The 12487-nt window shown below is 64.8% G+C and carries 13 protein-coding genes; 6 read left to right on the top strand and 7 right to left on the bottom strand.

The features are described 5' to 3' along the window. The first annotated feature begins 174 nt into the window (after positions 1 to 174). A complete protein-coding gene (locus IC608_RS00845; RefSeq protein WP_191772144.1) occupies positions 175 to 543 on the top strand; it encodes a response regulator in 369 nt (122 codons plus the stop codon). A 47-nt stretch (positions 544 to 590) separates the two neighbouring features. On the opposite strand, the gene IC608_RS00840 is transcribed toward IC608_RS00845, so the two are convergent. The 3 genes from IC608_RS00840 to IC608_RS00830 all read right to left on the bottom strand — a co-directional run bounded on the left by IC608_RS00840 (position 591) and on the right by IC608_RS00830 (position 1545). Beyond that, a complete protein-coding gene (locus tag IC608_RS00840) occupies positions 591 to 842 on the bottom strand; it encodes a hypothetical protein (protein ID WP_191772143.1) in 252 nt (83 codons plus the stop codon). Between the two features lie 188 nt (positions 843 to 1030). Then, positions 1031 to 1285 (bottom strand): hypothetical protein, encoded by a 255-nt coding sequence (locus tag IC608_RS00835; RefSeq protein WP_191772142.1) that lies wholly within the window; start codon positions 1283 to 1285, stop codon positions 1031 to 1033. Between the two features lie 53 nt (positions 1286 to 1338). Next, entirely contained in the window at positions 1339 to 1545 is a 207-nt protein-coding gene (locus tag IC608_RS00830; RefSeq protein WP_191772141.1) for a cold-shock protein, read from the bottom strand. 799 nt (positions 1546 to 2344) lie between these two features. Here IC608_RS00830 and carB point away from each other — a divergent pair. Both carB and IC608_RS00820 read left to right on the top strand, forming a co-directional pair. Further along, positions 2345 to 5656 carry a carbamoyl-phosphate synthase large subunit gene (carB, locus tag IC608_RS00825; protein ID WP_191772140.1) on the top strand — a complete coding sequence of 1104 codons (3312 nt, stop codon included), beginning with the start codon at positions 2345 to 2347 and terminating at the stop codon, positions 5654 to 5656. After that, positions 5653 to 6522: a phosphotransferase gene (locus tag IC608_RS00820; protein ID WP_191772139.1), complete on the top strand. Its 870-nt coding sequence runs from the start codon at positions 5653 to 5655 to the stop codon at positions 6520 to 6522. The genes carB and IC608_RS00820 overlap by 4 nt, the downstream gene beginning before the upstream one ends. Positions 6523 to 6562: 40 nt before the next feature. On the opposite strand, the gene IC608_RS00815 is transcribed toward IC608_RS00820, so the two are convergent. Continuing rightward, on the bottom strand, positions 6563 to 6769 hold the full coding sequence (locus IC608_RS00815; protein ID WP_191772138.1) for a hypothetical protein: 207 nt from the start codon (positions 6767 to 6769) through the stop codon (positions 6563 to 6565). Between the two features lie 274 nt (positions 6770 to 7043). On the opposite strand from IC608_RS00815, the gene catB reads away from it, so the two are divergent. Then, positions 7044 to 7667, top strand: coding sequence for a type B chloramphenicol O-acetyltransferase (gene catB, locus IC608_RS00810; RefSeq protein WP_191772137.1), 624 nt, complete (start codon positions 7044 to 7046; stop codon positions 7665 to 7667). Between the two features lie 35 nt (positions 7668 to 7702). On the opposite strand, the gene ltaE is transcribed toward catB, so the two are convergent. Then, positions 7703 to 8722: a low-specificity L-threonine aldolase gene (gene ltaE, locus IC608_RS00805; protein ID WP_191772136.1), complete on the bottom strand. Its 1020-nt coding sequence runs from the start codon at positions 8720 to 8722 to the stop codon at positions 7703 to 7705. Positions 8723 to 8776: 54 nt separating this feature from the next. Beyond that, the gene (locus IC608_RS00800) at positions 8777 to 9754 is read right to left on the bottom strand and encodes a class I SAM-dependent DNA methyltransferase (RefSeq protein ID WP_248306136.1); all 978 of its coding nucleotides are present in this window, start codon (positions 9752 to 9754) and stop codon (positions 8777 to 8779) included. A gap of 487 nt (positions 9755 to 10241) precedes the next feature. Between IC608_RS00800 and IC608_RS00795 the strand changes: the two genes are divergently transcribed. Then, on the top strand, positions 10242 to 10451 hold the full coding sequence (locus tag IC608_RS00795) for a cold-shock protein (protein ID WP_191772135.1): 210 nt from the start codon (positions 10242 to 10244) through the stop codon (positions 10449 to 10451). Positions 10452 to 10526: 75 nt separating this feature from the next. Here the strand turns inward: IC608_RS00795 and IC608_RS00790 are convergent, their stop codons facing one another. Beyond that, the gene (locus IC608_RS00790; RefSeq protein WP_191772134.1) at positions 10527 to 11672 is read right to left on the bottom strand and encodes a PQQ-dependent sugar dehydrogenase; all 1146 of its coding nucleotides are present in this window, start codon (positions 11670 to 11672) and stop codon (positions 10527 to 10529) included. A gap of 264 nt (positions 11673 to 11936) precedes the next feature. Here IC608_RS00790 and greA point away from each other — a divergent pair, with 264 nt between their 5' ends. Beyond that, the gene (gene greA / locus IC608_RS00785; protein WP_191772133.1) at positions 11937 to 12410 is read left to right on the top strand and encodes a transcription elongation factor GreA; all 474 of its coding nucleotides are present in this window, start codon (positions 11937 to 11939) and stop codon (positions 12408 to 12410) included. Positions 12411 to 12487: the final 77 nt, after the last annotated feature.

Genomic DNA, 12487 nt, shown 5'->3' with positions numbered 1-12487 from the left:
CCGCAGGAGGTACGCTAACGGACATTCCTTAAGCCCATACAACCTGTGTTTCGGGGCGTTCCTCTACAATTTGAACCAAATGGTAACCATGATGGCAGCTATGCAGGAATGGCTGGCAACGGATGGCTTGCCATTGCGCTTTCCCATTCGAACGGACGGATGGGGAAACCGAAAATGTCCAGTGTATCGCGTATTCTCGTTGCCGAAGATCATGCCATCCTGCTGCTCGATCTTGTCGACCAGCTTGGCGAACACGGCTACGCCGTCGTTCCCGCCACCACGGCGCGCAGCGCGGCAGCGCTCTTGGATCGGTCGATCGATGCCATAGTCACCGACATTGAAATGCCGGGCGACCTGACCGGTCTCGACCTCGCCCGCTACGCCGCCCGCCTCCGGCCCGACATGCCCATCGTGGTAGTGTCAGGGGGCGTAAGGCCTAAGCCCGAAGACCTTCCGCCCAATGCCGTTTTTCTTCCCAAGCCCTATCGGCTCGACGACATCCTTGCCGCCATGCACCGCCCCGCCCGAGCCCACGCGGCCTGAGCAGGGGTCTCGCGTTTTCTAGCGAAAGTGTGCCGGTAGAGGGCCCTTCAGTGGCCGGATCGACGCGACTGCCCGAGCTGGTGCATCTGGCGATGCAGGGCGCGGATCTGGTCCGGTCCCAGCGACAGGTCGCCGATCCGGAGCAGCGCGCCGCGAAGGCTGACGGGAGCGGCGTGCTCCATTGCGAAACGCACCGCCTTGGCGGCGCTGCGAAACTGGCGGGCGCCCATCGCTTGGGCGGTACGGGCGTCACTACCGAGAAGCAGCTCTGCCGGATGATTGAGTATGGAAATGGTCATGAGAAAACTTTCTGCCGACGGTGTCGGCCGGCGGCCGTGCCGCCAATGAGGAGCCGCAGCGTGACATCGCGCGGCTCGCCTCATCCTGTAGGAATTTGATGTCGCCCCGGTGACAGGGCGTGTTTGAAGGCGCGTCGCCCCTTGGGCAGCGCTCGACGCCTCACCGGACTTTGGGAAAGCTGAAAGCGCTAGCGCTTGCTGACGGCGATGGAAAACAAGGCTTCCGCCGCGCCTTTCGGCGTCTTGGTGACAGAACTCGGCCTTACGTCGATCTCGTCGACGACCCGCTCATAGCTCTCGTCGAGGGCCTTCACCCGGTAGAGCACCGGCCCCTTCTCGTGCGGCAGGCAGGCCACGACTTCGCAGGGACCCGCCGGGCGGTTGCTGTGGCGGGGCGCGGCGCGCAACTCCAGCATCTGACCCACTTTATAGCGATACGTCATTGACACGCTCCAAAAAGGCGGCGGAAACGCCGAGCGTCTCCGCCTGTCCAGACTTAGGCGAGCTGCAGGTTGATGGCCGACTCCCGCCCATCGCGGCCGTGCTCGAGGTCGTAGGTCACCTTCTGCCCATCGGGCAGCATGGACAAACCAGCCCGCTCGAGGGCCGAAATATGCACGAAGACGTCCTTCCCGCCGGTCTCCGGCGTGATGAAGCCGAAGCCTTTGGTCGAATTGAAGAATTTTACGGTGCCATTGATCATGGGGGCAACTTTCGATTGGCTCGGTGCATCGCAAACGAGCAGTTCCCGCAGTGCAGTGTGCGACAGCGGGTCTAACAACGTTCGCGGTTCGGAAGGAAAGCCAAGCAACCGGCAGGCCGGTGGGATCAGGTCGCCAACATGGGCAGAAAACGTATGGCTTAAAGATCGGCCCTATTGACTTCATTGTCAAGGCCAGCCCGCGGATTGGAGGTTTCGGGCACGAATCCCTTGCCCTTGGCGGTCTGCGCCCATCGGCCGATCAGGCTCTTGCAGCAGGAACAATGCAACTCGCTGCCCGGCGGAAGGTCGGCGGCAGCGATGACATTGGTCTGGCCACATCGCGGGCAGGTCAAAGCCGAACGAAAAGAGGAAGTCATTGGTCGCCACCCTTGGGTGATGTGGCGACAGAAAGCCCGTCTGCGCAGGCCGCACTGCCGGAACCGGTGCCACGGAAAGGGCCGGCCCTGTGATCCACGTTAGGACGCCGGGAACACGGTGTCGCTAACCTGAGTTATAGCGTCCGCCGATACCTCCTCGGCGGCGCTCTGTGATCGGGCACCCTCGCCTCCGCAAGCCCGCTGTTGTTTCCATCGAAGGCGGGCTCGGCCGCAGCGGACCAAAGAGCTGCCCTCCGCCCCCTTCCCTTCGCGCGACTCTTCGGCTAAACCGCCCGCCTAACCACCACGTCCGGTTTTCTCCCCTGCGCTGCTGTGCTCAACGGCCACGCGGGTTTCGCGCGGACAGGTGCGTCCGGGCGATTCCCTCGCCCATCTGACCAGGTCCAGATAGAGCGAGCGCCATGCCAAAACGTACCGATATCAAGTCGATCCTCATCATCGGTGCAGGCCCCATCATTATCGGACAGGCCTGCGAGTTCGACTATTCCGGCACCCAGGCGTGCAAGGCCCTGCGCGAAGAGGGCTACCGCATCATCCTGGTCAACTCCAATCCGGCCACCATCATGACCGATCCGGATCTGGCCGACGCCACCTATATGGAGCCGATCACCCCCGAAGTGGTCGCCAAGATCATCGAAAAGGAGCGACCCGACGCGCTTCTGCCCACCATGGGCGGCCAGACCGCGCTCAACTGCGCCCTCAGCCTCAAGAAGATGGGTGTGCTCGACAAGTTCAACGTCGAGATGATCGGCGCCGACTCCGAAGCCATCGACAAGGCCGAGGATCGCGAGCTCTTCCGCGATGCCATGAAGAAGATCGGCCTCGAGACCCCGCGCTCCATGCTGGCGCACAACACCATCGAGGCGTTGCAGGCGCTCGAGGTCATCGGCCTGCCCTGCATCATCCGCCCCAGCTTCACCCTGGGCGGCACTGGCGGCGGCATCGCCTACAACCGCGAGGAGTATCTCGCCATCTGCGAGAGCGGCATCGACGCCTCGCCGACCAACGAAGTCCTCGTCGAGGAATCCGTCCTCGGCTGGAAGGAGTTCGAGATGGAAGTTGTCCGCGACAAGAAGGACAACTGCATCATCGTCTGCGCCATCGAGAACATCGATCCCATGGGCGTGCACACCGGCGACAGCATCACCGTCGCCCCGGCCCTGACCCTGACCGACAAGGAATACCAGATCATGCGCGACGCCTCGCTGGCGGTGCTGCGCGAGATCGGCGTCGAAACCGGCGGCTCCAACGTCCAGTTCGGCATCAACCCCAAGGACGGCCGCATGGTCGTCATCGAGATGAACCCGCGCGTCTCGCGCTCCTCGGCCCTGGCGTCCAAGGCCACCGGCTTCCCCATCGCCAAGGTCGCGGCGCGCCTGGCCGTCGGCTACACGCTCGACGAGCTCGAAAACGACATCACCGGCGGCGCCACGCCCGCCAGCTTCGAGCCCGCCATCGACTACGTCGTCACCAAGATCCCGCGTTTCGCCTTCGAGAAATTCCCGGGCGCCGACAATCGCCTCACCACCTCGATGAAGTCGGTGGGCGAAGCCATGGCCATCGGCCGCACCTTCCAGGAATCGCTGCAAAAGGCCCTGCGCAGCCTCGAAACCGGCCTCACCGGCCTCAACGAAGTCGGCATTCCCGGCCTCGGCGAAGGCGAGGACAAGAACGCCATCAAGGCTGCCCTTGGCACCCCGACCCCCAATCGCCTCCTCCACGTGGCCGAAGCCATGCGGCTGGGCGTCTCCAACGAGGAAATCTACGAGGCCTGCAAGATCGACCCGTGGTTCCTCGAGCAGATGCGCGGCATCGTCGACATGGAGGCCAAGGTCCGTGAATTCGGCCTGCCGCAGGAAGCCGCGACCCTGCGCATGCTCAAATCCATGGGCTTTTCCGACGCCCGCCTTGCGCAATTGGCTGGCCTCAAAGCCTCCGACGTGCGCAAGCTCCGGCACAGCCTGTCGGTGCGCCCCGCCTACAAGCGCATCGATACCTCCGCGGCGGAGTTCGCCTCGCCCACCGCCTACATGTACTCGACCTACGAGATGCCCTTTGCCGGGCAGGTGGACGACGAAGCCCGCCCCTCCGACCGCAAGAAGGTCGTGATCCTCGGCGGCGGGCCGAACCGCATCGGCCAGGGCATCGAGTTCGACTATTGCTGCTGTCATGCCGCCTTCGCGCTGGCCGATGCCGGCTACGAGACCATCATGGTCAACTGCAATCCCGAAACCGTCTCGACCGACTACGACACCTCCGATCGTCTCTATTTCGAGCCGCTCACGGAAGAGGACGTCATCGAGATCCTGCTCACCGAAAAGCAGAACGGCACCCTGCATGGCGTCATCGTGCAGTTCGGTGGCCAGACCCCGCTCAACCTCGCCGAAGCGGTGCAGAAGGCCGGCGTGCCGATCCTCGGCACCCAGCCCGACTCCATCGACCTGGCCGAAGACCGCGACCAGTTCATGAAGCTCCTGAACCGGCTCGAGCTCACCCAGCCCAAGAACGGCATCGCCTATAGCCTCGAGCAGGCGCGCCTCGTCGCCGAACGCTTGGGCTATCCGCTGGTCATCCGCCCCTCCTACGTGCTGGGCGGCCGCGCCATGGCCATCGTCCATTCGGCCAGCGAGTTCGAGCGCTACGTGCAGGACACGCTGACCGGCCTCGTGCCGCCCGATATCCTGCAGCGCTACCCCAACGACAGGACGGGCCAGATCAACTCCGTCCTCTCCGACAACCCGCTCCTTTTCGACGCCTATCTCTCCGGCGCCACCGAAGTCGACGTCGACTGTCTTTGCGACGGCAAGGACGTCTTCGTGGCCGGTATCATGGAGCACATCGAGGAAGCCGGCATCCATTCCGGCGACAGCGCTTGCTCCTTGCCCCCGCGCACCCTCTCGCCCGAGATCATCGCCGAGCTCAAGCGCCAGACGGCGGAACTGGCCTTCGCGCTCAAGGTCGGCGGCCTGATGAACGTCCAGTTCGCCATCAAGGACGACGTCATCTACCTGCTCGAAGTGAACCCGCGCGCCTCGCGCACCGTGCCGTTCGTCGCCAAGGTTATTGGCGAACCCATCGCCAAGATCGCCTCGCGCATCATGGCGGGCGAAAGCCTCGCGAGCTTCAACCTCACGGAAAAGAAGCTCAAGCACATCGCCGTCAAGGAAGCCGTGTTCCCGTTCAACCGCTTCCCCGGCGTCGACACGGTGCTCGGCCCGGAGATGAAGTCGACGGGCGAAGTCATCGGCCTCGACACCGATTTCGCCATGGCCTTCGCCAAGTCGCAGATGGGGGCCGGCTCCAAGGTTCCCTCGTCGGGCACCGCCTTCATTTCCGTGCGCGATCAGGACAAGGAATATATCGTCGATCTCGCCCGCCATCTGGTCGAGGCCGGCTTCACCATCCTGGCCACCGACGGCACTCAGCGTTACCTCGTCGACAACAACGTCCCCGCCACCAAGATCAACAAGGTGCTCGAAGGCCGTCCGCACATCGTGGACAGCATGAAGAATGGCGGCGTGCAACTGGTGATCAACACCACCGATGGCCTCAAGTCGATTAGCGACAGCCGCGACATTCGCCGCACCGCACTCCTGTCGAAAATCCCCTACTACACCACCATCGATGGCGCCCTCGCCGCCGTCGAAGGCATCGTCGCCTACCGCCACGGCAATCTGCAGGTCCGTGCCCTGCAGGAATATTTTGCCGCATGATCCCGGGCGCGCCTGATCCCGAAGTTCAGGCGCGCGCCACCCGCCTTCTCGGCTGGACCCCCACCGAATGGTTTCCAGTCGCCGGCGGATACACGCCGGCGGCTCGCTACCGTGTGACCGACGGACCCCGGTCTGCTTTCGTCAAACACGCCACCACGCCGTTGACGGCTGGGATGGTCAACCGCGAGATCGACGCCTATCGGAGGATCGACGCGCCCTTCCTGCCGCGCCTTTACGGGGCCGAGGCCCACCCGCACACGCCACTGCTCGCGATCGAAGCCCTGAGCGATGCCACCTGGCCCCCACCCTGGACCCCGGCGGTGCTCGATCCCGTGCTGGACACCATCCGCCACATGCATGGCCTCACCGCCGATCTGCCGCCGCGCGGTCTGGGCGACATGACGGATTCAGGCTGGACGGTGGTCGCTGAGGACCCGTCCGCCTTCCTCTCCCTCGGCCTCGTGACCAGCCAGTGGCTCGATCACGCTTTGCCGCTGCTTCTTGCGGCCGAAGCAAGCTGCGATACCTCCGGCACCGCTCTCACGCATTTCGACCTGCGCAGCGACAACATCTGCATGACCACCAGCGGGGTAAAAATCGTCGACTGGGCCGAGGCAGGTGTCTCGAGCCCCGAGGTGGACCTGGGTTTCTTCCTTCCCAGTCTCGCCTACGAGGGCGGCCCCCTGCCGGAGACCATCCTGCCGGACGCCCCGGCCACTGCCGCGGCGGTGGCCGGCTTTTTCGCCGCCCGCGCCGGCCTCCCCGACATTCCTGACGCCCCCTTTGTCCGCCGCGTGCAGCGCCAACAGCTCTCGACGGCCCTGCCCTGGGCCATCCGGGCCCTGAACCTCCCGCAGGGGCGCTGAGCAACGGGTGTCCCCGTCCGGCAATGACCTCTCTGCAACCTCAGTGCTCGGGCCAGCCATGCGGTTGGCCCCTTAGCCACCGCGCTCCGCAAGCATAGAGTTCATCCAGCAGCGGCCCGTCCGGCCCCGGCATGTCGCGCTTGACCGCGTAGCCCACGCGGGTCTGCAGATAGGCCAGGTAGCGGTAGCCCTCTGGAAAGCGCGACAGGAGGTCACGGTCGAGCTGTGCCAGACTTTCCCGAAGCACTCCACTGCCGCACGACCCAATCCTCGATCAAGTGCCGAATCGCCAGCTCGTCACGCATTTCTGGGGTCATTGGAATGCCTCCTTCCGGCCGCCTGCGGCCAGGCTCGACAACAGGCGCCGTCCCACCTAAAACCGGGGCACCATGAAGCAGGCCCACTGTACCACCGCCATCGCGTTCCCCCGCGCCTGACACGCGCAAGGAACGCTGACTAACGGCACCGCGCCGGCCTTTCGTGCTGCGCGCTTTTTAGTACGCTCACCTCATGGAACACTCATGTCCAACTATTTCGAAAGCCCGTTCCTCGGCATCCCGCTCGACCGTCAGGTCACCAACCCCAACATAGTGGTCGGCCGCTACAGCTATTATTCCGGCTACTATCATGGCCACAGCTTTGACGACTGCGCCCGCTACCTGTCGACCGAGCCCGGCGTCGACCGCCTCCTCGTCGGCGCCTTCTGCTCCATCGGCTCAGGCGCCGCCTTCATCATGGCCGGCAATCAGGGCCACCGGAGCGACTGGATCAGCACCTTCCCCTTCGCCTTCGTCCCCGAAGCACCGGAATTTGCTGACGCCAGAAATGCCTTCCAGCTCGCCGGGGACACGGTGATCGGCAACGATGTCTGGATCGGCTCGGAAGCCATCATCATGCCCGGCGTCACTGTGGGCCATGGCGCCGTCATCGGCACCCGCGCCCTCGTCACCAAGGACGTGGAGCCTTACACCATCGTCGGGGGCAATCCCGCAAAACCCATCCGCAAGCGCTTTACCGATGAGGACATCGCCCTGCTGCTCGGAATGGCTTGGTGGGATTGGCCGGTCGAAAAGATCTCGGCCGCCATGCCGCTCCTTACCTCCCCCGACATAAGAGGCCTCCACGCCTTCTGGAAGCAGAGCTGAGGACCGAAGTGCCCGGGCCGCCCGGGCGCTTCATCTCAATTCGCGAAGAACCTGTCGACCAGCGCCAGCGCGCCATCGACATCTTCGTCGGTGACATCAAGGTGGGTCACCCAGCGCTGCTGGCCGTAGCGGCCGCTGATCCCCACACCGTGCTCGCCAAGATAATGGCCGAGCCGATCCCCAAGCTCCGCCTCGGCCTCGATCCAGAGGATGTTGGTATCGGGCATCACGACCTTCAGCGCCTTGTGCTGAGCCAGCCCCTCCGCCAGCCGCCTGGCCCGCTGATGATCCTCGGCCAGCCGCGCCACATGATTCTCGACCGCATAAAGCCCGGCTGCCGCCAGGATCCCCGCCTGCCGCATACCGCCACCCAGCATCTTGCGATTGCGCCGCGCTATCTCGATCAGGTCCGCGCGCCCAACCAGCACTGATCCAATAGGCGCGCCCAGGCCCTTGGAGAGGCATATGGAAACCGTGTCGAACGGCGACGTGAAGTCGCTGATCTCCATCCCCAGCGCCACGCAGGCGTTGAACGCCCGCGCGCCGTCGAGATGCAGTCCGAGCCCGTGCCGCCGGGCAATGCCGGCGATCTCATGCATGTACTCGACCGGCAGCACCCGCCCGCCAAAGGTGTTCTCCAGCGCGATCACGCGCGTCGTGGCAAAGTGGATGTCGCCGGCCTTGATCGCGCCTTCGACCTCGCGCGGGTCCATCGTGCCGTCGGGCCGGTGCGCGATCGGCTGCGGCTGGATCGAGCCCAGCACCGCCGCCCCGCCGGCCTCGTATTTGTAGCAATGCGCGTTCTGCCCCGCGATGAATTCGTCGCCCCGGCCGCAGTGGCTCATCAGCGCCAAAAGGTTCGACATAGTGCCGGAGGGCACGAACATCGCCGCCGCCTTGCCCAGCAGGCCCGCCATGCGCTGCTCGAGCCGGTTGACGGACGGGTCATCGCCGAAGACGTCGTCGCCCACCTCCGCCTCGGCCATTGCGGCCCGCATGGCGGATGTCGGGCGCGTGACAGTGTCCGAACGGAAATCGTGGCGAATGGCGTTCATGGGCGGCTCCGGGGCAATCGTCCCTGCCCTTGTGCCAAGAGGACGGCGCCTTGGCTAGGCCGCGCGATCGTCGCCGTCCGCCACCTCGTTGGCCGCCGACACATCGATCGCCGGCCGCCGGGCGAGAACGAGGATGCCCGTGATGGGCGCGCCGCGGTCGAAGCGGAGGATCGCCGTCTCGAAGCGCAGCACCTCCAGCCCCGCCACCACCAGCGCCTCGCGCGTCGGCCCGATGCCATGCGCGTAACGCAGGCTCGGCCGCAGGAACAGCGCCTCCTCCCCGTCATGCGCTTCGAGCGAGAAGGCGACAAGACCCCCCGGCTTCAGCGCCCGCACCAGCGCCGCCAGCACCGGCTGCAGCGCGCCGCAATAGATGAAGACATCCGCCGCGGTCATGAGGTCGATGTCGGAGCGCCGCGCATTGAGGGTGGCGACCAGTTCCGCCTTCTGCAGGCTGTCATAGATGCCCTTGCGCGCCGTTTCGGCGATCATCGCCGCCGAAATATCGACCCCTTCGAGATGGGTGACCGCATCGCGCAGCCGCTCGCCCATCAGGCCCGTGCCGCAGCCCAGGTCGAGCGCCTTGCCCACCGAGGTCAGGCCCAGTTTCGCCATCTCCTCGCGCACCATCTGCTCGAGCATCTCCGGCACGCGGTAGCCCAGCTTGCCCACCAGCGACGCCTCGAACTGCGGCGCATACTGGTCGAACAGCGCCTCGACATAACCGACCGCCGTTCCCTCTCCGGCGGCACCCGCGTCGTAGGCGGCCAGCTTCAGCCGCGCCCCGAACGTGCCCTCGTCGTCCAGCGCCTCGAGCCGCCGCCACGCGGCGATGGCGTGCGAGACATTGCCCGCCTTCTCGTGAAACGACCCGAGCAGGTCCCAGCCCGCGGCCCAGTCCGGTGCAATCTCGAGCGCCTGGTTCATGAGGTCGGCCGCAGCGGCATGGTCACCACTTTCGGCCAGCATGCGGGCATAGTCCGCGCGCCGGTCGGCGATCACGTCGCCGGAGGAAAAGAACGCCTTGGTCAAGACGGGAGCTTTCGAAAGGAAACCGGCCCGAGCGGCGCGGCGCGCGGGATGTGCCGCAAACCGGGACCCTACGCAAGTAAATTGCACAAGAGGTCACCCTTCTGGCGCCCCGCCCCTTTTTCTTTGCGGCAAACCGGCCTAGTATGGGGTTCTCGACAGCGCGTTTCGCCACGCTGCCTCTCGAAAGTCGGCCTCCCGCCTGGCCTTTCGGGATCTCATCCTTCGGCCCGTCGGACCGAAGATAGTCTGAAGATCGTCTTTCCCCCTGACAGAGCCTCTGGTTCTGCCGGGCGTTTCGTCGTGCCTACACAGGATATTGATGCCGCCTCGGTTTCAGGATACGCTCTGGCAATCGAATATTGCGGCCGACTGATCTGTAGACGCGAATGCCATTCGCTGACGTCATCTTCCGATATTTCGATATCAACTGAGGTCTCGGCGTTAGCCGGGGCCGCCACAGCAGCGATTGCACGAGGGAACGCGCATCATGGCAACAGGCACGGTAAAGTGGTTCAATGGCCAGAAGGGCTACGGCTTCATTCAACCCGACGAGGGTGGCGCGGACGTGTTCGTCCACATCTCCGCCGTCCAGCGCTCGGGGATGAATGGCCTGGATGAGGGCCAGAAGATCAACTACGAAATCGTCAAGGACAAGCGGACCGGCAAATCGGCAGCCGACAACCTGACGGCTGTCTGACCCAACCCGAAACGACGATGCGAGGGCGCGCTTCCGGGAGGGATCGCGCCCTTTCTGTTGGCTCCACCAACGCCGCTACTGGCCCTCCGGCGCCACCCGGATCAGCCGTCCATTATCGGCATCGGTGATGAGGTAGATCGCCCCATCCACGCCGACCTTCACGTCGCGTACCCGCCCTAACTGCCCCGCGAACAGCGGCTCCGTTCCCGCCACCGTGTCGCCCTCCATGTCGATGCGCATCAGCACCTGCCCGCTGAGGCCGCCGCTCAGCAGGTCTCCGTCCCACTCGGGGATCAGCGGCCCCTCGTAGAAGTCGAGCCCCGAAGGCGAGATCGAGGGGTCCCAGTAATGCAGCGGCTGTTCATACCCCTGCTTTTCCGTCCCGTCGCCAATTGGCAGGCCGGAATAGTCCTTGCCATAGGTGATCACCGGCCAGCCATAGTTCCGGCCTGGCTGCGGCATGTTGAGTTCGTCGCCGCCCATCGCCCCATGCTCCACCGTAAAGAGCTGCCCGTCGCTTTCCCGCAGCGTCGCCCCTTGCGGATTGCGGTGTCCGATGCTCCAGAACTCGGGCGCCCATCCCTCGGGCTGTGGATTGTTCTGCGGGATGCCGCCATCGGGCGTGATATGGACCACCCCGCCCGCCAGGTCCTGCGGGTCCTGCGCCCGCTCCATGCTGCCCCGCTCGCCCAGCGTCACGAACAGATTGCCGTCCAGATCCTCCACCACCCGCGAGCCGAAGTGCCGGTTGGAGTTGTCGAACCGGTTCATGCGGAAGATGGTTTCCTGGTTGCCCAGCTGCCCCGAATTGCCCTTCAGCGTCAGCTTGGCCACCATCACCGCCGTTCCCGTGCCGCGCTGTTCGCCGGCATCTTCGGGCGTTTCGGAAAAGGTCAGGAAGATCCGGCCGCTGGTTTCAAAATCCCGCGCCAGCGCCACGTCGAGCAGGCCGCCCTGCCCCTTGGCCACCACCGCCGGCACCCCCGCGATCGGCTCGCCGGCAACACCGTTTTCGATCACGCGCAGCTGGCCCGACCGCTCCGTCACCAGAAACCGGCCATCGGGAAGCAGGGCCAGTCCCCAGGGGTGGTTGAGACCTTCCGCCAGCACGGTGGCCGTCAACGGCCCCGCGCTGGACTCGACCGTCTGCGCCAGTGCCACCTCGATCGGGAGGGCACAAAGGGTCGCCGCCGCGGCCAGTGTGGTGAACGTTGTCTTCATCATCGCTGTCCTGGTTCCGTTGTGTACTGGTCGATCTTGAAACGACATGCGCTTGACCGCAACGCGGCGGAGAGGCAAGCTATCGCTCATTCTCCTCAAAACTTGTCGTGAAGCAGTCGCCGAACGAAGTTTGGCTGAGGGGAAGTGCATTTGGGCGGCTCTGGGCCGCCGGTGCAGCACGAGTTTGATGGCGCGACGCGGCCTGTGAGGGAAACCTGCCGCGCGCGCTTCTTTGTTTGCCGAGCCGAATGGAGGCGAGACAGTATGGACAAGATCCCGATGACCGTGCAGGGCCACAAGGCCCTGTCCGCCGAATATGAACATCGCACGGCCACCGAGCGCCGCCGCATCATTGAGGCGATTTCCGAGGCGCGGGCGCATGGCGATCTGTCGGAAAACGCAGAATACGCCGCCGCCAAGGAACAGCAGAGCCTCAACGAAGGCCGCATTCAGGAACTCGAATCGACGCTGGCGCTCGCCGACATCATCGATGTGAGCAAGCTCTCGGGCACGACCGTCAAGTTCGGCGCCACCGTGACGTATCTCGATGAGGACACCGAGGAAGAAAAAACGTACCAGATCGTGGGCGACCCGGAAGCGGACGCCTCGGCTGGCCGCATCTCCATTTCTTCCCCGATCGCCCGCGCCATGATCGGCAAGGAGGAAGGCGATTCGTTCGAGGTCGCCGCCCCGGGCGGCTCCAAGAGCTACGAGATCGTCAAGATCCGCTACATCTGACGCTTAAACGGTGGGCATTTGCTCACCGTCGTGTCTGTTTTCAGTGCACTCGCGCGCCCAGTCCCCTCTGGCGCGCG

Origin of the sequence: Devosia oryzisoli (genome assembly GCF_014837245.1) — a bacterium.
In the GTDB taxonomy this organism is placed as follows: domain Bacteria; phylum Pseudomonadota; class Alphaproteobacteria; order Rhizobiales; family Devosiaceae; genus Devosia; species Devosia oryzisoli.
Note: the sequence above shows the minus strand (reverse complement) of the source record. Positions and strands in the feature narration are given on the sequence as shown.

Bases quoted from the DNA above. Each gene is read 5' to 3' on its own strand.
- IC608_RS00795 (WP_191772135.1), top strand. From the start codon at position 10,242: ATGGCAACAGGCACGGTAAAGTGGTTCAATGGCCAGAAGGGCTACGGC.
- ltaE (WP_191772136.1), bottom strand. From the start codon at position 8,722: ATGAACGCCATTCGCCACGATTTCCGTTCGGACACTGTCACGCGCCCG.
- IC608_RS00790 (WP_191772134.1), bottom strand. From the start codon at position 11,672: ATGAAGACAACGTTCACCACACTGGCCGCGGCGGCGACCCTTTGTGCC.
- greA (WP_191772133.1), top strand. From the start codon at position 11,937: ATGGACAAGATCCCGATGACCGTGCAGGGCCACAAGGCCCTGTCCGCC.
- IC608_RS00845 (WP_191772144.1), top strand. From the start codon at position 175: ATGTCCAGTGTATCGCGTATTCTCGTTGCCGAAGATCATGCCATCCTG.
- carB (WP_191772140.1), top strand. From the start codon at position 2,345: ATGCCAAAACGTACCGATATCAAGTCGATCCTCATCATCGGTGCAGGC.
- IC608_RS00835 (WP_191772142.1), bottom strand. From the start codon at position 1,285: ATGACGTATCGCTATAAAGTGGGTCAGATGCTGGAGTTGCGCGCCGCG.
- IC608_RS00820 (WP_191772139.1), top strand. From the start codon at position 5,653: ATGATCCCGGGCGCGCCTGATCCCGAAGTTCAGGCGCGCGCCACCCGC.
- catB (WP_191772137.1), top strand. From the start codon at position 7,044: ATGTCCAACTATTTCGAAAGCCCGTTCCTCGGCATCCCGCTCGACCGT.
- IC608_RS00830 (WP_191772141.1), bottom strand. From the start codon at position 1,545: ATGATCAATGGCACCGTAAAATTCTTCAATTCGACCAAAGGCTTCGGC.
- IC608_RS00840 (WP_191772143.1), bottom strand. From the start codon at position 842: ATGACCATTTCCATACTCAATCATCCGGCAGAGCTGCTTCTCGGTAGT.